We start from the raw sequence: 20875 nt of genomic DNA, 5'->3' as shown, positions 1-20875 counted from the left end.
TATAAAAATAATCGCCCGAAAAAATTAAAATAAAAAATAAAATATTTTTTGTTAGTAAACTTAATACAAAAAAATAAATACTATAATGTAAAATATATTCAAGGTCAATATAGTACTACACAAAAAAACGCTGTGATTACTGACTAGTAAGTATTTGTGTTAATGTAATTTCCATGGTAAAATAAAAAATGTTGAATAAATATTTAATAGTTTTTTATTTGACGTGATATAAACTATAAAAAGTTTGTGCACAATATTTTTAAAGAAAGAGGGGTCGCTTTTGAGTGAGACAAAATTAGTTAATATATTCGGTATTAATGTCGGGTTTAATACATTGATTGCAATGATTGCTACTTTGATTATTGTATTTATTCTATCTGTATTTTTCACACGTAAGCTGAAGGTTGAAAATCCTGGAAAGACACAAACTGTCTTTGAGTATTTAATATCATTTATTAATGGGATTGTTGAGGAATCATTTGGTAGTCAAAGTCAACCTGTCTACGTCATGTTAGCTTTGACGCTATTTCTATTCGTTTTTGTATCAAATGTGCTTGGTTTACCATTTTTAGTGGAAGCTCATGAGATTTCGTATTGGAAAAGTCCGACAGCGGATCCAATCGTCTGTATTGCATTAGCTCTTACTATGAATTTCATTTCGCATATTCTAGGGATCAAGAAATTTGGTTTTGGCGGATATTTCAAAAAGAATTATGCTACACCTAATGTAGCCGTACTCCCGATTAAAGCTGCAGATGAAATTATTTCAATTGCTACTTTGTCATTACGTTTATTTGGGAATATCTTTGCAGGTGAGATACTACTCGTATTAATCGCTCAATTAGGTAACAGTTTCGGCTTAGTTACTTGGTTAGCTGGGATACCATTACAAATGGTATGGCAAGGATTTTCATTATTCATTGGGGCATTACAAGCATATATCTTTGTAACGTTATCCATGGTTTATTTATCACATAAAGTTGTTACTGAACATTAAAATTTTAAAATATAAAGGAGACATATAATTATGAACGGAATTGGTGCTGCAATAGCGATTGCTTTCGCTGCTTTAGGGTCTGCGATCGGGAACGGTATGGTTATTTCAAAAGCAATTGAGTCAATGGCTCGTCAACCAGAGATGGAAAGTAAAATTAGAGGGACAATGTTTATCGGTGTGGGTATGATTGAGGCTATCCCAATTATGGCTGCCGTTATTGCATTCATGTTATTATTCTTGTAAGAATTAACTACGGAAAATGGAGGGAATTAAATGCTTGAATCAATACTTCAAACAGGAGTAGGTCATTTTTTAATGACAATTGTATCCTTTGCTATTCTCCTATTTATCGTTTCTAAATTTGCTTGGGATCCCATATCAAAGATTTTACAAGAACGTGAAGAAATGATTGATAGTAATATTAACGATGCTAAATCAGCCAAAGAAGATGCTGAAGCAACTAAAGATGAAGCAAGGGAAATGTTAACTAACGCAAGAACTGAAGCCAATAAATTAGTACAAGATACAAAATGGCAAGTTTCAAAGATGAAAGCTGATCAAATCGATCGAGCGAAAGAAGAGATAGAAGAAATGCGTACACAAGCAGAATTATCTATCCAACGCGAACGTAGACAAATGCTTGAATCGATGGAAGATCAAATTGGTAAATTATCTATTGAAATTGCTGAACAAGTATTAAGACGTGAAGTGAATTCAGAAGATCACCAACAATTAATATCAGAATTAGTATTAGAAATGGATGCGAGTATAAATGAAAGTAGATAATGTAAATAATTCTCTCAATGAAGAACAATTATTACAACAACTTGCTTCATCTTCTATCAATAAAAAACGAATCATAGAAGCAAATGAGCAAGATGATTATCGTTCGAATGAAAAAGTGAGAATAACCAGTGCGCAACAATTAACTGATGATGAAAGAAAAACAGTCATTGATGCGGTGAGTCATGTCATTCCTTTCGACAATGATAAAGTCGATTTCCGTGTGGATCCATCGATGATTGCAGGAATCAGAGTACAAAGTACAACTTACTTTTACGATAACAGTTTAAAACGTAAATTAAATGATTTAAATGGTTATCTACACAAACAAATCAATATGAAATAGAGGTGAAATAATTGGAAACTGAAAAATTAACTACGCGGTTACGTCAACAGATCCAACAATTTGATGCATCGCATCACCTCGAAGAGATTGGAATCATTTCTTTCGTTGGGGATGGTATTGCCAGAGTAAATGGATTAGATAATGCCATGAACGGCGAGATGATTGAATTCGCTAACGGTACTATTGGTATGGTCCAAAACTTAGAAAAAGATGATATCGGTGTTATTATCCTTGGAGAATATGTTGATATTGATGAAGGTGATTTAGTTCGTCGGACGAATCGAGTGATGCAGGTTCCAGTAGGAGAAGCCCTATTAGGAAGAGTTGTCAATCCACTTGGAGAACCCTTAGATGGGAATGGACAAATTATCACTAAGAAAAACCGTCCGATTGAAGCAGAAGCACCAGCAATTATGGATAGAGAAAGTGTTGCTGAGCCAATGCAAACTGGGATTAAATCCATTGATACATTAGTTCCAGTTGGACGAGGACAACGTGAATTAATTATCGGAGACAGAAAGACTGGTAAGACAACTTTAGCGGTAGATACAATTATTAATCAAAAAGATGAAGATGTTATTTGTATTTATGTAGCGATTGGTCAAAAAGAATCTACTGTCAAAAACTTAGTGACAACATTGGAACACCACGGAGCAATGGATCATACGATTGTTGTTTCTGCAAGTGCTTCATCAATGTCAAGTTTATTATATTTAGCTCCATATGCTGCTACAGCTATGGGTGAAGAATTTATGTATAACGGACGTCACGTATTAATTATTTATGATGATTTATCAAAACAAGCAGCAGCTTATCGTGAGATGAGTTTATTACTTAAACGACCACCAGGACGTGAAGCATATCCCGGTGATGTATTCTACTTACACTCACGCTTATTAGAACGTTCAGCTAAATTGAATAAAGAAATGGGTGGCGGTTCAATGACTGCTTTACCGATTGTAGAAACACTTGCTGGAGATATATCCGCATATATTCCAACAAACGTTATTTCGATTACTGATGGACAGATTTTCTTGGATCAAAATCTATTCTTCTCTGGTGTAAGACCTGCGATTGATGCTGGATTATCAGTATCTCGTGTAGGGGGATCAGCACAATTGAAAGCAATGAAGAAAGTAGCAGGGACACTTCGCTTAAACTTAGCAAGTTACCGAGAACTCGAGGCATTCTCTCAATTCGGAGCAGACTTAGATGAGTTCACTCAAAGAAGATTAGATCAAGGTAAATTAACGGTTGAAGTATTAAAACAACCGGCACATTCACCAATACCCGTATCGAATCAAGTTATTATGTTATTCGCATTAACTCACGGATATTTAGAAAATATCCCTGTTGATCAAGTGAAATATTATGAAGAGCAATTATACGATTATGTCGAGACAACTCACTCAGACGTCTTGAAAGAAATTGTAGATACAGGTGATTTACCGGATCAAGAAAGATTAGACAATTTATTAAGTAACTTTGGAGAAATGTTCCGAACAATGCAAACAGTAGATTAATCGAGGTGATATATATTGGCATTAGAAGAAATTAGAAGACAAATTGATTCAATCAATAAGACATCTCAAATTACTAAAGCGATGAGTTTAGTATCTACAACAAAGTACAACCGAATTGTTAACATATCAAGTAATTATGAAATATATGCAACAAAAATTAGACAAACGGTTGCGAACTTAATGCGCCAAGTGGGTGATATTAGTAACGCTGGTTATGTTACGAATAGTGATTTAACAAGTATTGTCGATTTTCATGATTTATTGATTAATCGACCAGTTAAGAAATCAGGTTACTTAGTGATTACTTCGGACAAAGGATTAGCTGGAGGATACAACTCAACGATATTGAAAGAATTTAAAGCATTATTGGACGAAAGAAATCAAGGTGCAGAAGATATCGTTGTGATGGCTGTCGGTGAAACTATTATGAAATTATGTCGAAAAGAAAATTTTCATGTTGCACACGAGTTGAATCATTTACCTGACTTTCCGACATTTACACAAGTTCAAAGTTTAATCCAAAAATGTGTTGAGTTATTTAAAAACGAGACTTTCGATGAATTATATCTAGTTTATAATCACTCAATTAACGCATTACAGAATGAATTTCGTTGTGAGCAATTATTACCTTTGTCAGATCTTCCAACTGAAGAAAAAGCAGATGTTGACTACGCTATTGAACCTGATGTTCCAGATGTGTTAGATATACTGCTTTCTCAATATGCAGAAAGTATGATTTATGGAACAATCTTAGATGCAAAAACAGCAGAGCAAGCAAGTCGTATGCAAGCAATGACTCAAGCAACGGATAATGCAAGTGATTTAATTAAGAATTTACAATATGTCTATAATCAACAAAGACAAAAACGCGTAACGAATGAAATCATCGAGATTACGAGTGGTGCGAATGCACAAAATTAAAGGAAAGAAGGCAAGATAACATGAGAATTGGAAAAGTAGAACAAGTTATCGGCCCAGTCGTCGATGTTCGATTTCCTAAAGACGATGGTGTCCCTCATATTCAGAATGCTTTAGTGATTATTCCAAATGTCACTGAAGAAACTGTAACCGAAGAGGATTTAAATCGTGATGATGTAACAGTCGTCGAAGTATCATTGGACTTAGGTGAAGGAACTGTTAGAACAATTGCTATGAATGCGACTGAAGGATTAAGTCGTGATATGGTAGTGGTTGATACAGGTTCAACTATCCAAGTTCCTGTTGGAAAAGAAGTTTTAGGACGAGTATTTAATGTGCTTGGTCAGACAATCGATCGCCGTGGTCCATTAGAAACTGGCTATGAGCTGAAAAGTATTTATAATGATGCTCCGAAGTATGAAGATTTAGAAAGTAACTTTGAAGTGTTAGAAACTGGGATTAAAGTTATCGATTTACTTGCACCTTATTTACGAGGTGGGAAAGTCGGACTCTTTGGTGGTGCTGGGGTCGGTAAGACAGTACTTATTCAAGAATTAATCCACAATATCGCACAAGAACGGGACGGGATCTCCGTCTTTGCTGGTGTTGGAGAACGTTCTCGTGAAGGGAATGACTTAATTCAAGAGATGGCTGAGAGTGGTGTTGATAAGAATACTGCCTTAGTGTTTGGTCAAATGAATGAGCCACCTGGAGCCAGAATGAGAACTGTATTAACTGGTTTAACGATGGCAGAATATTTCAGAGATACAATGAAACAAGATGTACTACTATTCGTTGATAATATTTATCGTTTCACTCAAGCGGGTTCTGAGGTATCTGCACTATTAGGACGTATGCCGTCTGCTGTAGGTTACCAACCGACATTAGCAAGTGAAATGGGTGCAATGCAAGAACGTATTGCTTCTACAGTTGATGGTGCGATTACATCGATTCAAGCTGTATATGTGCCAGCGGATGACTATACTGACCCGGCGCCAGCAACTACGTTCGCCCATCTGGATTCAACAACAAACTTAGACCGTAAGTTAACGTCACAAGGTATTTATCCAGCGGTGAACCCATTAGAATCAACATCAATTGCTTTATCTGAAGATATCGTTGGGAATAGACATTATCATATCGCCACACAAGTTCAACAAACATTGCAAAGATATAATGAATTGCAAGATATTATCGCAATTCTTGGTATTGAAGAATTAAGTGATGAAGAGAAAGTGACAGTGACACGTGCACGTCGTATTCAATTATTCTTATCACAAAACTTCCATGTGGCTGAACAGTTTACTGGCGTTCCAGGTTCATTTGTAACCGTTGAGGAAACGTTAGATGGCTTTGAAGGTATCTTAGAAGGTAAATATGACTCTCTACCTGAAGAAGCGTTTAGAAACGTGGGTGCGATTAATCAAGTGATTGATAAAGCAGAAGAATTAGGTATTGATGTTTCCCAATATAAATAAATAATCCGATTCAGGAAGTGAGGTAAGTAACATTGGCTAAAAAACACGAACTATTACAAGTTAATATTTATGCTCCTGAAGGATTAATTTATACTCACTACTCACGAGGTGTTGTAGTGAAGACAACAGACGGAGAGATGACGATACTTCCCAATCATATTCCAGTGATCACTTCGTTAACTGTTGGTTCAATTAAAGTGAGCCGACGTGAGGAATCGATGGCGGATAACTATATTGCGATTAATGGTGGTATTCTCGAAATGCATGATAATGTCGTTGAAATTACTGCGACGTATGCGATTCGTTCTAGAGATATTGACGAAGGAAAAGCACTCATTGAGAAGCAACAAGCCGAGGCAGAATTAGAAACCGCCTTATCAAATAATGATACGGTTGCTCACCGTCGTGCTCGAATTGCTTTAAGTCGAGCAATTAATAAGATTAACGTTAGAGCAAAAAATATTTAAAAATATCCAGAACCTACTTTTTTAAGTAAGGTCTGGATATTTTTTTGTTTATTTTATTAATTTATGAAGGGGTTTATAAATTTGATTAAGTGTTTGATATAAATCAAAATCTTCTGTATCCTTTGAAAGGGTTTGTGACAGATTCTTAATTGTCGCGATGTATTTAGAGGCTAAAGTAGTAATTTTTGCTTTATCAGCGCCTTTAAGCTGCTGTGCTTCTTTCATAATAATGTCCTTTAAAAGTGATAAATTACGGCGTGCATCTGGTCTTTTCTTATCATCAAGTAAAGTCATGCCATCATCAGCTAAACGTCTTAAATCGCGAATGTGTTGCGTTAATTCCGTATCATTTGAGTCTTGGAGTAATGCTTCGCTTGTCATCTCATTAATATCCATTGTATCATGCTCCTTTTCTTCATTGATACATTCATTGTAACAAGATATACTAAAAAGAACGATTATTCTAACTTGAGAAGGAGTAAATTATGCAGAAAAAACAAACATGGATTGATTACTATAATATGGAAGCCCATCCTGAAGGTGGCTTTTTTCATCAAGTATTAAAGTCAGACGAAACATTTGAAAGAGAGAATCAATCTCCGACGGCACTCTATACAAGTATTTACTTTCTATTAACCGATTCAAATCCGTCTAGATTTCATCGGTTAACGTCTGATGAGATTTGGTACTATCATTACGGAAATCCATTAACAATTCATATGATTACCCCAGAAGGGGAGTATCAACAAGTATCTTTAGGGACGGACATCGAGAAGGGGCAAGTGCTTCAAGCGGTCGTACCCAAAAACACAATCTTCGGATCGACGGTTGAGGAGAAAGACGGTTATTCGCTTGTAGGTTGTATGGTGAGCCCAGGCTTTAAATTTGAAGACTTTGAATTATTTGAACGACAAGCATTGTTAGAACAATACCCCGAACATAAAGAAATTATTACTCGCTTAACTACAGAAGAAAAATAATTATAAAAAATAAGCCACACTAGATTTAATTTTCTAGTGTGGCTTTCATTATGTGATTATTTTAAATCTTTTAAGCGAGCATTTTTAACGTCAGTGATTGTTTGTGTTCCTGCAAGTTGCATTACACGTTTTAAGTCGTTTTCGAAGTATTCGAATACGCTCTTAACGCCTTTCCATCCACCTAAAGCTAAACTGAATAATACTGGACGACCGATGGCAACGATATCAGCACCACTTGCTAGCGCTTTGAAGATGTGCTCTCCACGACGGATTCCACTATCGAATACGATTGGCACACGACCAGCAACTACTTCAGCGATTTCTTCTAAGACTTCGAACGAAGCAGGAGCGCCATCTAATTGACGACCACCATGGTTAGAAACCCAGATTCCATCCACACCAACAGCGATTGCTGCCATAGCGTCTTCAGGTGTTTGTACACCTTTTAAGAATACTGGTAGACCAGAGTATTGTTTAATGAATTGGATATCTTTTAAATCGATTTTTTGTTTAGATTGTCCATAAATATTGTTTAGAGACATGTTTTCCCCTGAACCAGTTAAGTAACGAGAAACAATTGGCATACCGAATGGGTATACGAATTCGTTACGAGTATCGCGGTCACGGTTACCACTTACAGTAGCATCTGCAGTTAGGATGATTGCTGAAGCACCATCTGCTTTAGCTTCGTCTAAGATGTTTTTGTTTAATTTATCATCTTTACTCATGTAAATTTGGAACCAACGTGGGTTACCAGCTAAGCCTTCTTCAATCTCTTCGAATGAAGCACCTGAATAAGCACTGATTGACATAATTGTTCCGCCAAATTCGCTAATCCCTTTAGCTGTTCCAGCTTCTTTAGATTCGTGAGCTAGACCATGAGCAGCGATTGGAGCCATAATGAATGGTACTTTTAAGTCATGGCCAAAGATTTTTGTTTGTGTATCAGGGAATTCAACGTCAGCTGCCATACGAGGTAAGATTCCTTTTTGGTTAAATGCTGAAACGTTACGACGTAATGTAAACTCATCACCAGATCCACCAGCCATGTAATCAAATCCGCCATGAGGAACGATTTCTTTAGCAAAGTCCTCTAATTCAATTGCATTGATAATATTTAAATCTTTTACCTCTTGAGGTGCATTATATTTGTTTTCTTCAGTCATGTTTATATTCTCCTTTTCTTAATTAAAATAATAATTGTAAAATTTGTGCACCAATTGGTGCGATAACAACAACAACAATACCCGTAACTACAATTGCTAAACCAGACATTGCTCCTTGGACTTCTCCAACTTCAATAGCTTTTGACGTTCCCATTGCATGAGCACTTGAACCAAAAGCAATTCCTTGAGCAACCGGGTTAGTAATATTGGCTACTCTGAATAGAGTAGGTCCAATTAAAGCCCCCACAACACCAGTGAATACTACGACCGCAACAGTTAACGGTACTAATCCACCAACAGATTCAGATATACCAATTGCAATCGCAGTCGTTACCGATTTAGGTAAGAATGTCGCTGCTAATGGATAGTCGAATCTGAACAACAAGCTAAATAGAATGATCAATACAGTATGGAATGCCACACCGGATACAATCCCTGTTAAGATTGCTGGGTAATTCTCTTTTAAGTACTTGAAGTTTTTCTCAAGCTTGATTGCTAAAGCAACCGTTGCTGGAGTAACCCAGATACTTATATATCTTCCTCCCTCATTATAAGTTTCATATGACACATTCGTTAGAAGTAACATAATGATGACACATATGATAGCGAATACTAAAGGATTAAAAAGTGGAAATTTAATCCGCTTATAAAGAATACTTCCAAGTAAATAAAAGCCAATAGAAACCATAAAACCAAAAAATGGTGTTGCAACTAAAGTACTTATCATTTTTTAGCCCCCTTATTCTGACGTTTGTCGATCAGTTTTTGAACAACTGTACCGACACACCACATCATTAATGCAGTCGTAACAAATAAAATTATTAGTAGCTGCCACCAAACGTTCCCGCCCAGTACTTCGAACTGAGTCATTAATCCCACCCCAGCTGGGACAAATAAGAAAGCTATGTTATCAGTTAGCCAAGTTCCAACGTCTTCTACTTTTTCAATCGGTAAAATATTGAAATGCAGAGCTAAGAACAATACGACCATTCCGATAACACTACCAGGAATTGCAACAAACGGTGAAATAACTAGCGACAATATTTCCCCGATATATGAGAAAATAAGTAGCCAAAATAACTGTTTTAACTTATCCATGTATGTCATCCTTTTCAATTATGATATAATCAATATGGAGCAAAATCCACATGATATGGAAGCGTTTCATAACTGTATAATACCATATAGATATAAAATTAATAAATATCGATTTATTATTAAAGATAAATATAATTTATGAAGTGAGGAATAATTATGAATATTAGAGATTTAAAATACTTTATTCATTTAGCAGGAAGTTTGAGCTTTACTAAGACTGCCGAAGCATTCTATGTATCGCAACCATCTATCTCTATAGCGTTAAAGAGATTGGAGGAGAATTTCGAAACAACATTAATCCAACGTAATCGTGCTGTTCAAAATGTTCAATTAACAGAATCAGGTGAAATCTTATATAGATCTGCTCATGAGATATTACAAACACTTGACCGTACGAAACAAGAAATTATCAATTCACAAGCAGAGACAGTATCGTTTGGTTTCTTACCAACGATTGGCGGTTTTTACTTACCGAAGATTCTTCCAGATTTAGCTGAATACAGTATGTTACTTAACTTTATCGAAGAAGAGAGTTCTGAAGTGATGTTTGAAATGATTCGAAATAATCAAGTTTCATCAGCAATTATTTCAAGTGAAAAACCTATTTTTGTGGAAAAATGGTTAACTCAAGTTCCTATGGAAGAACATGACTTTGCGATTTATGTAAATAAAAATCATAAATTAGCAGACCGTAAGAGTCTTTCAGTAGAAGAACTTGAAGAGTTAGACTTCATTACGTTAGGTAATGGGTATACGCATAATACAATTATGAATCATTGGGTAAGTGATAATGGCCTGAAATTGAAGAAAGTTCGTTTTTCGAATGAGATTCAAACAATTAATTCAATGATTGATTCAGGAATTTATGCTGGTTTCATGACAGATATTATTATCAGAAACCAAGACCACTTAATTAAGGTTCCTGTCGAAGATGCACCAAATGTGTATACAAGCTTAATTATCAATAACGAAACACCGGTAACAGCGATTCAGAAGAAATTTAATGATGAAGTGTTAGCGATTGTAAATAAACTATATACAGAGGACTAAAGTTTATTTTCAGCAATTTAATATAGCAAGGAGATTCTATTTGAAAAACTATCAATATCCAATCGACCCAGATTGGTCAAATGAAGACATCGTTCATGTCATCACTTTTCTTAATGCAGTTGAATCAACGTATGAACAAGGTATTCACTTTGAAAAATTCCAAAAAGCTTATAACCAATTCAAAGAAGTGGTTCCAAGTAAGAGTCAAGAAAAGCATATGGGGAAAAAATTCGAAGACATAAGTGGGTATTCAATATACAGAGCGGTTCAATTGATGCGAACAAAATTAAAAGAAGAGAATTTAAATAAAAATGCTCAAATTATGAATTTAACTACGGAACAAAGGAGAAAATAAGTGGACTATCAATTACATCATCGTATCTTAGTTTGGATGGAACAAGCAGCAGAGACATTAAAATATTCTTTAGAGCGCGAGTTACAAGTTGAAGAGAAGAAAAGTCCGAGTGATTTAGTCACTGAGATGGATAAAGCAACGGAGCAATTCTTTATTAACAAAATCCGTAAATATTATCCAACACATCAAATTATTGGTGAAGAAGGACAAGGGGATGCCGTGAACGATGCAAAAGGCACTGTTTGGGTGATTGATCCCATCGATGGCACTTTAAATTTTGTTAAAGCTAAAAATCACTTTGGAATTATGATCGGTATTTTTGAAGATGGTTTACCTGTTGCAGGTTATATCTATGATGTAATGAATAGTGATTTATACTACGGAATTGTGGGTGAAGACGTTTACTTAAATAATCATCCCCTCGAATCACTAAAAATTTCTCAATTAAATGAATCTTTAGTGCTCGGAAATGTAGAATCTTTCTCCAACAACGTGTATAATATGAAAGCCTTACTAAATGTTTCACTCGGCGCAAGATCTTATGGATCAGCTGCGATAGAAATCATTGGCTTAATTAGAGGCGAGGCGGCACTCTATTTTTCAGCTGGTTTACAACCCTGGGATTTTGCTGCTGGCTATGCTATATGCGAGTCAATGGGATATAAAGTAACAACAATTGATGGAAGTCGACCAGATATATTAACCCGGTCACCAATATTATTTGCACATCCGAATGTGCATCAAGAGGCATTAGAATTGCTAAGTCATAAATAGATAAGGATTGAATAAAATAATGGAATTACGTAATGATATAAGAAACATCGCAATAATCGCTCACGTTGACCACGGTAAAACATCGTTGGTTAATGAACTGTTAATACAATCGGACACTTTAGATGGACATACACAACTTGACGATCGTGCGATGGACAACAATGATATTGAAAGAGAACGTGGAATCACAATCTTAGCTAAAAATACAGCGGTAGATTATAAAGGGACTCGCGTAAATATCATGGATACACCAGGACACGCGGACTTCGGTGGAGAAGTAGAGCGTATTATGAAGATGGTCGACGGTGTTGTATTAGTTGTCGATGCCTATGAAGGAACTATGCCACAAACACGTTTCGTATTAAAACGTGCTTTAGATGAAGGATTAGTTCCAGTTGTTGTTGTAAATAAAATTGATAAACCATCAGCAAGACCTGAAGAAGTCGTGGATGAAGTTTTAGAATTATTCATCGAGCTAGGTGCCGATGATGATCAAATTGAATTCCCAGTTGTATATGCTTCTGCATTAAACGGAACTTCAAGTACATCAAGTGATCCAGCAGATCAAGATGATAATATGGATGCTATCTTTGATGCAGTATTAGAACACGTCCCTGCACCTGCAGATAATCGTGACGAGCCTCTACAATTCCAAGTGTCAATGTTAGATTATAGTGATTACGTTGGACGTATCGGTATTGGTCGAGTGTTCCAAGGAACAATCAAAGTAGGAGATAGCGTGACATTAATGAAGACAGATGGAAGCACTAAAAACTTCCGTGTATCAAAAATGTTCGGTTTCTTCGGCTTAAACAGAGTTGAAATTAACGAAGCCATTGGTGGAGATTTAATCGCTTTATCAGGTATGGATGATATCTTCGTTGGGGAAACAGTATCAAGTAGTACTGATCCAATTGCAATGCCACTATTACATGTGGATGAGCCAACATTACAAATGAAGTTCTTAACGAACAACTCACCATTTGCAGGTAGAGAAGGTAAATATGTCACAGCGCGTAATCTAGAAGATAGATTATCACGTGAACTACAAACCGACGTTTCTTTAAACGTAGAACCTACAGATTCACCTGATGCCTTTACTGTATCAGGACGTGGGGAACTACATTTATCAATCTTAATTGAGAATATGAGACGTGAAGGATACGAATTCCAAGTATCAAGACCAGAAGTTATTATTCGTGAGATTGACGGTGTAGCAAGTGAGCCATTTGAAAGATTACAAATTGATACTCCTGAAGAATATATGGGATCAATTATTGAAGCTTTAGGTACAAGAAAAGCTGAAATGGCTGATATGATTAACCCAGGTAACGGACAAGTTCGTCTGATCTTCTTAGTTCCAGCGCGTGGATTAATTGGATTCGCAACAGAATTTATGTCATTAACACGTGGTTACGGAATTATGAACCATACTTTTGATGAGTATAGACCAGCTGTAGGTGGATCAATTGGTCGTCGTCGTAACGGTGCCTTAGTATCGTTAGACTCAGGTCAAGCGACAACTTACAGTATTATGAACATCGAAGAACGTGGACAAATCTTCATCACTCCAGGAACGGAAGTTTATGGAGGAATGATTATCGGTGAACATAACCGTGAGAATGACTTAACAGTTAACATCACTAAAGCGAAACAACAAACAAACGTACGTTCAGCGAATAAAGACCAAACAAATGTTATTAAACAACCTAAAGTTTTAACATTAGAAGAGTCAATACAATTTATGGACGAAGATGAGTACTGTGAAATAACACCAGAAAGTATTCGTTTACGTAAACAAATCTTAGATAAAAGTGCTCGTGAAAAAGCATCTAAAAAAGATAAAAAATAATATTTCTCAAAACGCTCACTTTCTGTGAGCGTTTTATTTTGTTATTCATTACTAGGATGATACTATGGATATATCATGAGAAATATATAGGAGGAATTTAATTATGGCTTTTACTTTACCAAATTTACCATATGCAAGTGATGCTTTAGAGCCAGTTATCGATAAGGAAACAATGGAAATCCATCACGGCAAACACCATAATGGATATGTAACGAAATTAAATGATGCATTGGAAGGAACTGAGTTTGCTGATAAAGCAATCGAAGATGTTGTTGCAAACTTAAACGATATTCCAGAAGAAAAACGTACAGCTGTACGTAATAACGGTGGAGGACACTTAAACCACTCATTATTCTGGGAATCATTACAAGCAACTTCAGATAATAATGAGGTTCCTGCTGAATTAGCTAAAAAATTAGAAGATGCATTCGGATCAGTAGATGCATTTAAAGAAAAATTTGAAGCTGCAGGTGCAGGTCAATTTGGATCTGGTTGGGCATGGCTAGTTGATATCAACGGAACATTAGAAGTTGTTGGAACTCCAAACCAAGATAACCCAATTACAGATGGTAAGAAACCATTATTAGGTGTAGATGTATGGGAACATGCTTACTACTTAAACTACCAAAACCGTCGTCCAGAATACTTATCAGCTTTCTGGAAAGTTGTTAACTGGTCGAAAGTTGCAGAACGTTTAAACGCATAATCTAAACTTTAAATGGATAGTGTCAGTGAGAGAAGTCTCAGTGACACTATTTTTTTGCTAGTAAGTTAGAATTTTAATAGCAAGTGAGTCATTTGACTATTCAATAAATTGTCATTTTTAATTAAGCGATACATGTTATAATAGCTTATATGAAAAATCTTACACTTTTCAATACACTTTTTGAAGTGGTATACTGAGTGTAATTATCTATGCATGAGGAGGCGTTTGATGGCAAACAATGAGGAACATCATGATGCTTCAAAAAGTATGAGGCTTAAAAAGTCATTAAAAGGTTTTTTTTCTAAAAAAGAGATGACAAAGAATTTTAGATTGATTGACAAATCTATCGTATTAATTACAACTTTATTAGTGGTGATTGGTTTGATTTCAGTCTTTAGTGCGACAATGTATGGTAATCCAATTAGCGCGATCACAACACAAAGTCTTTCGGTGGTCATTGGTGTTACCATCATCGGTATAATGCTCGTCGTACCTTTTGAATTGTTTAAAAATATCAGGCTCATTCTATTAATGATGACCATTTTAATTGTATTATTGGGATATACTTTAGCTACTCAAGAAAGTGTTTGGGGGGCAACCAGTTGGTTTCTTGTACTCGGAGTTAGTTTTCAGCCAAGTGAGTTCGTTAAAGTCATTGGGATTCTAGTGATTAGTTGGCTAATCAAGTACTATGATAGGGAAGTTATCCTTACAAAACGTAAATTGCCTAACTGGATAAACGTGAATAATGCAGCCATAGCATCATTAGTAATTTCTTGGTTTCTGATTTTATTACAACCCGATTTAGGAATGTTGATTATCCTAACTGTAACTCTTGGACTTATCTTCCTGTTAACTAAAGGGTCTTTAAAGTGGAATGTTATCGCCTATAGTGTTGTATTTGTCGGTTATTTATTACTGACGATCATTGGACGGCAATTTGGAGATTGGTTAGTTTCGAAAGATTTCCATATGTTTGAACGGATTGCATCATTCATTGATCCATTCAGATATTCATCCGATTCAGGTTACCAGATTATCCAAGGCCTAATGGCATTTAGTCGGGGCGGTTGGTTTGGAATGGGATTAGGCGAAGGTGTATCGAAGCAAGGGGCTTTACCGGTCATTGAATCCGATTATATATTGGCAAATATCGCTGAAGAACTTGGCTTAATTGGTGTGTTAGTCGTGGTAGGCTTATTATTTAGCCTCATAGTAATCATTTACCAACGCGCTGCAGCAAGTACAGAGTTATACCGCAAATCAGTTCTAATAGGTGTTGCATCTTTACTTCTCGTACAATCTGTGATTAACATCGGAGGAGTCGTGAGTATACTGCCATTAACTGGGGTCACGTTACCATTTATAAGTTATGGGGGGACAAGTATGATTGCAATGCTAAGTGCGATTGGACTGGCTTTAAGAATGATTGTTGAAGAAGGTAAAGAACCAAATATCAACTTAGTTTATTCTAAACAGAAAGGGGAGTAATATGGAATTTAATGTGATTGAAAGACAAGCGCTTATTATTTGGCTATATTCAACAAAGCAGATTAAAGAATTAAGAAAGCATGGCTACATTCATTACTATAGTCGTAAGATGAAGTACGCGATCATGTACGTGAATAAAAAAGATGCAGAAAAAGTTGAGAGAATAGTGAATGACTATTATTTCGTCAGAGAAGTCGAGTACTCATATCGAGACGACATTGACATGACATTTGCAAATGCGATTGAGCACTCATCAGACAATTCTTTATCTGGTCCTTTTTCTGTACAGGATGAAGAAGAATCATTAATCGAGTCAATTGCAGAATCACTTCGCAACAAAAAAATGAATAATGGATAATTGGTGGTAGTATATGCGAGTAATATCAGGAAATTATGGAAGTAGACGACTAAAAGCAGTCCCAGGTCAAAATACACGCCCAACAACAGATAAAATTAAAGAAAGCATGTTTAATTTAATTGGTGGGTACTTTGACGGTGGTATTTGTTTAGATTTATATGCGGGAAGTGGGGCTTTAGCCATCGAAGCTGTTTCTAGAGGCATGGATTCTGCCGTTCTTTGTGAAAAACACAGACCAGCCATCGAAACAATCAACGAAAACCTTAAGATGACTAAAGAGGAAGAACGATTCACTTTATTAAAGGGTGACAATCATAAGAGTTTACGAAATTACGCAAGCAGTCAAATGACTGAGCCATTTAAACTACTCTTTCTAGATCCTCCATATCATAAACAACAAATTGAAAAAGATATTCAATGGCTCTGGGAATTAGAGATGATTAATAACCAAACGACAATTGTCTGCGAAACAGATTCAGATGTAATCCTTCCAGATAGGATTGAAGGTTATGAGTTAGTAAAAGTAAAAGATTATGGTGCAACCCGCATTCATATTTACGAAGGTGAGGAGAATAGTGTTGAGTAATAAACCAAAGATTGGTATCTTTGCTGGAACGTTTGACCCCTTAACAAAAGGGCATTTAAATTTAATCGAACGTAGTAGTAAATTGTTCGATGAAGTCATTGTCGTTATCGCAATCAATACAAATAAGAAAACATTATTTACGGTTGATGAGCGCATTAAATTAGTAGAAGACAGCGTGAAGCATATTGATAACGTGACTGTAGATACTTTAAAGGATGGGCTAATTGCTCATTATTACGAAGAAAAACAAGCGACTGCACTTATTAGAGGTTTGCGTAACACAACGGATGTGGATTACGAGTACGCCATCGCTTCTGCGAATGCGCGTCAAGTGGAAGGCCTAGAGACGATGATATTATATGCAGCCGATCAATATCGTTACTTAAGTTCGACAATTATTAAAGAAATCGCCTTTTTCGATGGGGACATTAGTGACATGGTTCCACCAAATGTTGAAGAAGCCATGCATGAAAAAATTAATTCTAAGTAAATAGTCACATTAATTAGGTCACTAAAAAAATAATTTGGTCGATTTTCATTTTAAAAAATGAAAATCGGCTTTTTTTTTGTATATATATATATACAAATTTTTAGGAGGAATAATATGAATTTTCAAAATGTGACCTTTAAGACAATCGTGACTCATATTAAACAGAATATTTTTAAGATATTAATACTGACGGTGTTAGTTATCGTCTTATTATCCGCCATCTTACCAAACCGACAATCGTCAACCGATTATGTCAAACTGTTCGAAAGTGGATCAACTCAATCGGAGGAATCCACCCAAGAGCCAGAAGTTAATACAGATTTAGCAGCAATACCGGGGATAGAACAACAGACAGATGAACAGGCTGAAGACAATGAACAACTAGTGGTTTATGTCGATATTAAAGGAGCGGTAGCCAAACCAGATATGTACGCCTTGCCTATAGGTAGTAGAGTTTATGATGCGATAGAAATGGCAGGAGGCTTAACGGAAGAAGCCGCCACTGAAACGTTAAACCAAGCGAAACTACTTGAAGATCAGATGTTGTTGTACATTTATAGCTATTCAGATTTGGAACAGGCAGAGGCGACACCGAATTTAGGAATGGTTGAACCAGCTTATACTGAAGGACCTGATTCATTTAATGACAATGTATCTGGTGTTGTAAATATAAATTCAGCCACTGTAGATGAGTTGATGACTCTCCCGAATATTGGACCAAAAAAGGCTGCCGCAATCATTCAATTTAGAGAAGAGAATGGAAGCTTTAGTGTTGTAGAAGATATTATGGCTGTTTCAGGTATAGGTGAGAAGACATTCGAGAACCTAAAAGACCTCATTACGGTTTCGCCATGATTAATAAGTATTTACAAAACATTCAATATGAATGGCCATTTATTTTTCTGTTTATTTATGTCGTTTTACAGGCTTTTTATAACTTTAACCTTTGGCTGATATTACCTGTTATCGTCATTGCCTTAAGAATAATCACTTTGAGTAATCTGAAGACATTGATAACCGTTTCTGTCATGACTGTTTTTGTTATTGGATATGCTAGGTTTCAAGCAACTCTGTTTCAAAATCTCGAGCATTTACCCATAGAGTCGCAAGAAATGCGAGCCATTTTATATACGAATCCTTTTGATGTAAAAAGTGATGAGGAATCAGTCCGTGGTGAGGGTAAGGTTCAAGTCGTTCATCAATCTGAAAAAATCGAATTAAAAGTAAACTTTATTCAGTGGTTAGAAGATGACGACCCTCAATTTCAAAGCTTACGTGAAGAATCAACTGTTTGGTACGTTGAAGGAAAGTTTGAAAAGCTGGATGAAGCAAGAAACTTTGATGTATTCGATTATAAATCCTACTTAGCCACCCAAAACATCGCCTGGGAATTTGAAATTACTAATATATATCAGCTTAAATCGGACCTTTCATTTGTTGGTAAGTTAGATACATTCAGGTATACGTTATTGGAACCCTTTATTAAGCTAAACCATCATGAGTGGATTGCAATTCATAATAAGCTTCTTTACAATATCGACTCTGATACTTACCGGCATTACAAAGATAACTTTACTGCTTTAGGCGTTGCACCCTTTTTTGCGATATCTGGTTTTCATATATATTTCATTAGACGCTTATTAAACAATGTATTGCTCAGGTTAGGCATGCCGATTGAGTATGCAAAGATGTTAATTACGGTTTTGTTATGGCTTTACACGTGGTTAGTCGGTTGGCCGATTGGGGTCATCCGTGTCTTATCCATGAGTAGCTTAAGTTCTTTAAAAACAAAGTATCATTTACCTATCGCTTCTTTAGATAGCCTTGCCATCGTGGGGATTTTATTCATTTGTTTTAACCCATTAAATGTCTTGTCACTAGGCTATACTTTAAGTTTTGTGATGACTTTTGTTGTCATGAGTTATAACCAAGCCTCTCCAAGTAAACATAGTGCCATTCAAAGTATTGAAATGACTTTTGCCTGCTTGTTATTGTCCTGGCCAATTATAATGCAGACATCTTTTGAATGGAATGTGATTCAAATATTAGTAGTTATTTTGTTTACAGTCGTTTTTAATCATCTGATTATGCCGCTCGTCTTTTTAACGACTTTATGGATTGTATTTTCTTTACCGGGGTTAGAAACATTGAGTGCATGGTTAGATAGAGGTGTCATCTTCTTTAATGAACTGTTAAGTCAATCTGACGTATTTCATTCCTTTAATTTGATTGTCGGGAAACAGGCGCCAGTAATTTTTTATTTACTTATACTTGTCGCGTTATTTTTTATTGCTTGCATTCATGTTCGCCCATTTTTAAGTTATGGTGTCTTCTTGTTGATGTATTTAATTATTTTGTTTGGGGTACCCTATTTGGACCCAACGGTTAAATTAACGATGATTGATGTGGGGCAAGGGGATGCGATGTTATTTCAATTAGGTCATCAACAAGGGAATTGGTTAATTGATACCGGTGGTAAGCGATTGTGGGAGCCGGTGGAAGGGTCGAATATCGACTATAGTTATGCAGAGTGGAATTTAATCCCCGCTTTAAAAGCCCTAGGTGTGAATCAATTAGATGGAGTCATTATTACCCATCCCGATATTGATCACATTGGGAACTTACAAGCTTTGTCTCAAGCGATCAATATTCAAGAATTATGGGTAAGTAATTATACTTTGGAGAGTGATATTTGGGAAGAGATTTCAGCTGAAGTTAAAGTGAATACTGTTGTGAGTTTAGACATGGGTCAAAGCTATAAGCATCCAACCGTTCCACTGACATTGTATAGCCCAGCGCTCTCTGATATTAAATATTCGCAAAGTGAATCCAATGACTCTTCATTGATTACCCAAATTGATATAGAAGGACTCGCGGTATTATCTTTAGGGGATGTGACTAAGCGAATAGAAACAAAAATCTTAGCCACCTATCCAGAAATCCGAGCGGATATTTTAAAAGTAGCGCATCACGGGAGTGACACAAGTACTTCTGAAGAATTATTGACACATACTCAACCATCTCTCTCCTTTATTTCTGCTGGGTTAGATAATCAATACGGTCATCCCCATACCGAGGTGACGGATTTGCTTAATCAGTACAGCATCCCTTATTTAAGTACTGAAAAAGTCGGTGCTGTTCAACTAACATATCACCCATTAAAGGGTTATCAAATACGGACAGTTATTAAGAAATAAGGGGGAATTTCAATGCAAACAAAGACCGTCATATCAACGTTTTAAGAGGGGTCGGAAATTTACATAAACTTTACAATAAAAGTGACAAAAAGTGATTGCTTATTTTGAATTATTAGCTATAATTATTTTGTTTTTTGATTTGTCAAATTAAGCTAGACAAAACAGCTTCATCTAAGTAACTCAAAAATACTTCCAACGGTGTTTGGTAGTGCAAGGATTTCCGTGGAATCGTGTTCCGTTTGTGTGCAATCGATGACACA

24 protein-coding genes and 1 pseudogene are annotated in these 20875 nt (G+C 36.0%); 20 read left to right on the top strand and 5 right to left on the bottom strand.

Going from position 1 to position 20875, the window contains the following annotated elements:
- Nucleotides 1-280: 280 nt before the first annotated feature.
- Genes atpB through atpC form a run of 8 tightly spaced genes read left to right on the top strand, consistent with a single transcriptional unit; the run spans nucleotide 281 to nucleotide 6512 of the window.
- Nucleotides 281-997, top strand: coding sequence for a F0F1 ATP synthase subunit A (gene atpB, locus FEZ33_RS03690; protein WP_138404051.1), 717 nt, complete (start codon nucleotides 281-283; stop codon nucleotides 995-997).
- Nucleotides 998-1027: 30 nt separating this feature from the next.
- Nucleotides 1028-1240: an ATP synthase F0 subunit C gene (gene atpE / locus FEZ33_RS03685; RefSeq protein ID WP_138404050.1), complete on the top strand. Its 213-nt coding sequence runs from the start codon at nucleotides 1028-1030 to the stop codon at nucleotides 1238-1240.
- Between the two features lie 30 nt (nucleotides 1241-1270).
- Nucleotides 1271-1783, top strand: coding sequence for a F0F1 ATP synthase subunit B (gene atpF / locus FEZ33_RS03680; RefSeq protein WP_138404049.1), 513 nt, complete (start codon nucleotides 1271-1273; stop codon nucleotides 1781-1783).
- Nucleotides 1770-2126, top strand: coding sequence for a F0F1 ATP synthase subunit delta (locus tag FEZ33_RS03675; RefSeq protein ID WP_138404048.1), 357 nt, complete (start codon nucleotides 1770-1772; stop codon nucleotides 2124-2126). The genes atpF and FEZ33_RS03675 overlap by 14 nt, the downstream gene beginning before the upstream one ends.
- An 11-nt stretch (nucleotides 2127-2137) precedes the next feature.
- Nucleotides 2138-3649: a F0F1 ATP synthase subunit alpha gene (atpA, locus tag FEZ33_RS03670; RefSeq protein WP_138404047.1), complete on the top strand. Its 1512-nt coding sequence runs from the start codon at nucleotides 2138-2140 to the stop codon at nucleotides 3647-3649.
- A 15-nt stretch (nucleotides 3650-3664) separates the two neighbouring features.
- The gene (gene atpG / locus FEZ33_RS03665) at nucleotides 3665-4570 is read left to right on the top strand and encodes an ATP synthase F1 subunit gamma (protein ID WP_138404046.1); all 906 of its coding nucleotides are present in this window, start codon (nucleotides 3665-3667) and stop codon (nucleotides 4568-4570) included.
- 20 nt (nucleotides 4571-4590) lie between these two features.
- Nucleotides 4591-6045, top strand: coding sequence for a F0F1 ATP synthase subunit beta (atpD, locus tag FEZ33_RS03660; protein ID WP_138404045.1), 1455 nt, complete (start codon nucleotides 4591-4593; stop codon nucleotides 6043-6045).
- A gap of 32 nt (nucleotides 6046-6077) precedes the next feature.
- Nucleotides 6078-6512 (top strand): ATP synthase F1 subunit epsilon, encoded by a 435-nt coding sequence (gene atpC, locus FEZ33_RS03655; RefSeq protein WP_138404044.1) that lies wholly within the window; start codon nucleotides 6078-6080, stop codon nucleotides 6510-6512.
- Between the two features lie 48 nt (nucleotides 6513-6560).
- Here atpC and FEZ33_RS03650 read toward each other — a convergent pair whose 3' ends face one another.
- Nucleotides 6561-6908 (bottom strand): hypothetical protein, encoded by a 348-nt coding sequence (locus FEZ33_RS03650; RefSeq protein WP_138404043.1) that lies wholly within the window; start codon nucleotides 6906-6908, stop codon nucleotides 6561-6563.
- Between the two features lie 89 nt (nucleotides 6909-6997).
- On the opposite strand from FEZ33_RS03650, the gene FEZ33_RS03645 reads away from it, so the two are divergent.
- Entirely contained in the window at nucleotides 6998-7492 is a 495-nt protein-coding gene (locus tag FEZ33_RS03645; protein WP_138404042.1) for a cupin domain-containing protein, read from the top strand.
- A gap of 56 nt (nucleotides 7493-7548) precedes the next feature.
- Here FEZ33_RS03645 and FEZ33_RS03640 read toward each other — a convergent pair whose 3' ends face one another.
- The 3 genes from FEZ33_RS03640 to FEZ33_RS03630 are packed head-to-tail and all read right to left on the bottom strand — an operon-like array spanning nucleotide 7549 to nucleotide 9756.
- Nucleotides 7549-8658 (bottom strand): alpha-hydroxy-acid oxidizing protein, encoded by a 1110-nt coding sequence (locus FEZ33_RS03640; RefSeq protein WP_138404041.1) that lies wholly within the window; start codon nucleotides 8656-8658, stop codon nucleotides 7549-7551.
- 22 nt (nucleotides 8659-8680) lie between these two features.
- Nucleotides 8681-9385 (bottom strand): LrgB family protein, encoded by a 705-nt coding sequence (locus FEZ33_RS03635; protein ID WP_138404040.1) that lies wholly within the window; start codon nucleotides 9383-9385, stop codon nucleotides 8681-8683.
- Nucleotides 9382-9756, bottom strand: coding sequence for a CidA/LrgA family protein (locus tag FEZ33_RS03630; RefSeq protein ID WP_138404039.1), 375 nt, complete (start codon nucleotides 9754-9756; stop codon nucleotides 9382-9384). Before FEZ33_RS03630 ends, FEZ33_RS03635 begins: the two co-directional genes overlap by 4 nt.
- 156 nt (nucleotides 9757-9912) lie before the next feature.
- Here FEZ33_RS03630 and FEZ33_RS03625 point away from each other — a divergent pair, with 156 nt between their 5' ends.
- The 11 genes from FEZ33_RS03625 (at nucleotide 9913) to FEZ33_RS03575 (ending at nucleotide 20615) form a co-directional block, all read left to right on the top strand.
- Nucleotides 9913-10806, top strand: coding sequence for a LysR family transcriptional regulator (locus tag FEZ33_RS03625; protein WP_138404038.1), 894 nt, complete (start codon nucleotides 9913-9915; stop codon nucleotides 10804-10806).
- A gap of 40 nt (nucleotides 10807-10846) precedes the next feature.
- The gene (locus FEZ33_RS03620) at nucleotides 10847-11161 is read left to right on the top strand and encodes a UPF0223 family protein (protein ID WP_138404037.1); all 315 of its coding nucleotides are present in this window, start codon (nucleotides 10847-10849) and stop codon (nucleotides 11159-11161) included.
- Nucleotides 11162-11935 (top strand): inositol monophosphatase family protein, encoded by a 774-nt coding sequence (locus FEZ33_RS03615; protein ID WP_138404036.1) that lies wholly within the window; start codon nucleotides 11162-11164, stop codon nucleotides 11933-11935.
- A 19-nt stretch (nucleotides 11936-11954) separates the two neighbouring features.
- On the top strand, nucleotides 11955-13787 hold the full coding sequence (gene typA / locus FEZ33_RS03610) for a translational GTPase TypA (protein WP_138404035.1): 1833 nt from the start codon (nucleotides 11955-11957) through the stop codon (nucleotides 13785-13787).
- A gap of 103 nt (nucleotides 13788-13890) precedes the next feature.
- On the top strand, nucleotides 13891-14493 hold the full coding sequence (locus tag FEZ33_RS03605) for a superoxide dismutase (protein WP_138404034.1): 603 nt from the start codon (nucleotides 13891-13893) through the stop codon (nucleotides 14491-14493).
- A gap of 228 nt (nucleotides 14494-14721) precedes the next feature.
- Nucleotides 14722-15984 (top strand): FtsW/RodA/SpoVE family cell cycle protein, encoded by a 1263-nt coding sequence (locus FEZ33_RS03600; RefSeq protein ID WP_171031271.1) that lies wholly within the window; start codon nucleotides 14722-14724, stop codon nucleotides 15982-15984.
- Between the two features lies 1 nt (nucleotide 15985).
- Nucleotides 15986-16342, top strand: a complete 357-nt coding sequence (locus FEZ33_RS03595; RefSeq protein ID WP_138404032.1) for a YlbG family protein — start codon at nucleotides 15986-15988, stop codon at nucleotides 16340-16342.
- Between the two features lie 13 nt (nucleotides 16343-16355).
- Complete coding sequence (gene rsmD / locus FEZ33_RS03590) at nucleotides 16356-16928, top strand: 16S rRNA (guanine(966)-N(2))-methyltransferase RsmD (protein WP_138404031.1); 573 nt, start codon at nucleotides 16356-16358, stop codon at nucleotides 16926-16928.
- Entirely contained in the window at nucleotides 16921-17418 is a 498-nt protein-coding gene (coaD, locus tag FEZ33_RS03585) for a pantetheine-phosphate adenylyltransferase (protein WP_231606907.1), read from the top strand. The genes rsmD and coaD overlap by 8 nt, the downstream gene beginning before the upstream one ends.
- Before the next feature lie 114 nt (nucleotides 17419-17532).
- Nucleotides 17533-18273: a helix-hairpin-helix domain-containing protein gene (locus FEZ33_RS03580; protein ID WP_171031270.1), complete on the top strand. Its 741-nt coding sequence runs from the start codon at nucleotides 17533-17535 to the stop codon at nucleotides 18271-18273.
- Nucleotides 18270-20615, top strand: a complete 2346-nt coding sequence (locus tag FEZ33_RS03575; protein ID WP_138404028.1) for a DNA internalization-related competence protein ComEC/Rec2 — start codon at nucleotides 18270-18272, stop codon at nucleotides 20613-20615. Before FEZ33_RS03580 ends, FEZ33_RS03575 begins: the two co-directional genes overlap by 4 nt.
- Nucleotides 20616-20757: 142 nt before the next feature.
- Here the strand turns inward: FEZ33_RS03575 and FEZ33_RS03570 are convergent.
- Nucleotides 20758-20875, bottom strand: a pseudogene (locus FEZ33_RS03570) (IS30 family transposase); the annotation flags it as partial.

It is taken from the genome of Ruoffia tabacinasalis (assembly GCF_005864045.1).
In the GTDB taxonomy this organism is placed as follows: Bacteria; Bacillota; Bacilli; order Lactobacillales; family Aerococcaceae; genus Ruoffia; species Ruoffia tabacinasalis.
Note: the sequence above shows the minus strand (reverse complement) of the source record. Positions and strands in the feature narration are given on the sequence as shown.

Bases quoted from the DNA above. Each gene is read 5' to 3' on its own strand.
- atpE (WP_138404050.1), top strand. From the start codon at position 1,028: ATGAACGGAATTGGTGCTGCAATAGCGATTGCTTTCGCTGCTTTAGGG.
- atpF (WP_138404049.1), top strand. From the start codon at position 1,271: ATGCTTGAATCAATACTTCAAACAGGAGTAGGTCATTTTTTAATGACA.
- FEZ33_RS03675 (WP_138404048.1), top strand. From the start codon at position 1,770: ATGAAAGTAGATAATGTAAATAATTCTCTCAATGAAGAACAATTATTA.
- atpD (WP_138404045.1), top strand. From the start codon at position 4,591: ATGAGAATTGGAAAAGTAGAACAAGTTATCGGCCCAGTCGTCGATGTT.
- FEZ33_RS03650 (WP_138404043.1), bottom strand. From the start codon at position 6,908: ATGGATATTAATGAGATGACAAGCGAAGCATTACTCCAAGACTCAAAT.
- FEZ33_RS03645 (WP_138404042.1), top strand. From the start codon at position 6,998: ATGCAGAAAAAACAAACATGGATTGATTACTATAATATGGAAGCCCAT.
- FEZ33_RS03640 (WP_138404041.1), bottom strand. From the start codon at position 8,658: ATGACTGAAGAAAACAAATATAATGCACCTCAAGAGGTAAAAGATTTA.
- FEZ33_RS03635 (WP_138404040.1), bottom strand. From the start codon at position 9,385: ATGATAAGTACTTTAGTTGCAACACCATTTTTTGGTTTTATGGTTTCT.
- FEZ33_RS03630 (WP_138404039.1), bottom strand. From the start codon at position 9,756: ATGGATAAGTTAAAACAGTTATTTTGGCTACTTATTTTCTCATATATC.
- FEZ33_RS03625 (WP_138404038.1), top strand. From the start codon at position 9,913: ATGAATATTAGAGATTTAAAATACTTTATTCATTTAGCAGGAAGTTTG.
- typA (WP_138404035.1), top strand. From the start codon at position 11,955: ATGGAATTACGTAATGATATAAGAAACATCGCAATAATCGCTCACGTT.
- FEZ33_RS03605 (WP_138404034.1), top strand. From the start codon at position 13,891: ATGGCTTTTACTTTACCAAATTTACCATATGCAAGTGATGCTTTAGAG.
- FEZ33_RS03600 (WP_171031271.1), top strand. From the start codon at position 14,722: ATGGCAAACAATGAGGAACATCATGATGCTTCAAAAAGTATGAGGCTT.
- FEZ33_RS03595 (WP_138404032.1), top strand. From the start codon at position 15,986: ATGGAATTTAATGTGATTGAAAGACAAGCGCTTATTATTTGGCTATAT.
- rsmD (WP_138404031.1), top strand. From the start codon at position 16,356: ATGCGAGTAATATCAGGAAATTATGGAAGTAGACGACTAAAAGCAGTC.
- FEZ33_RS03580 (WP_171031270.1), top strand. From the start codon at position 17,533: ATGAATTTTCAAAATGTGACCTTTAAGACAATCGTGACTCATATTAAA.
- FEZ33_RS03575 (WP_138404028.1), top strand. From the start codon at position 18,270: ATGATTAATAAGTATTTACAAAACATTCAATATGAATGGCCATTTATT.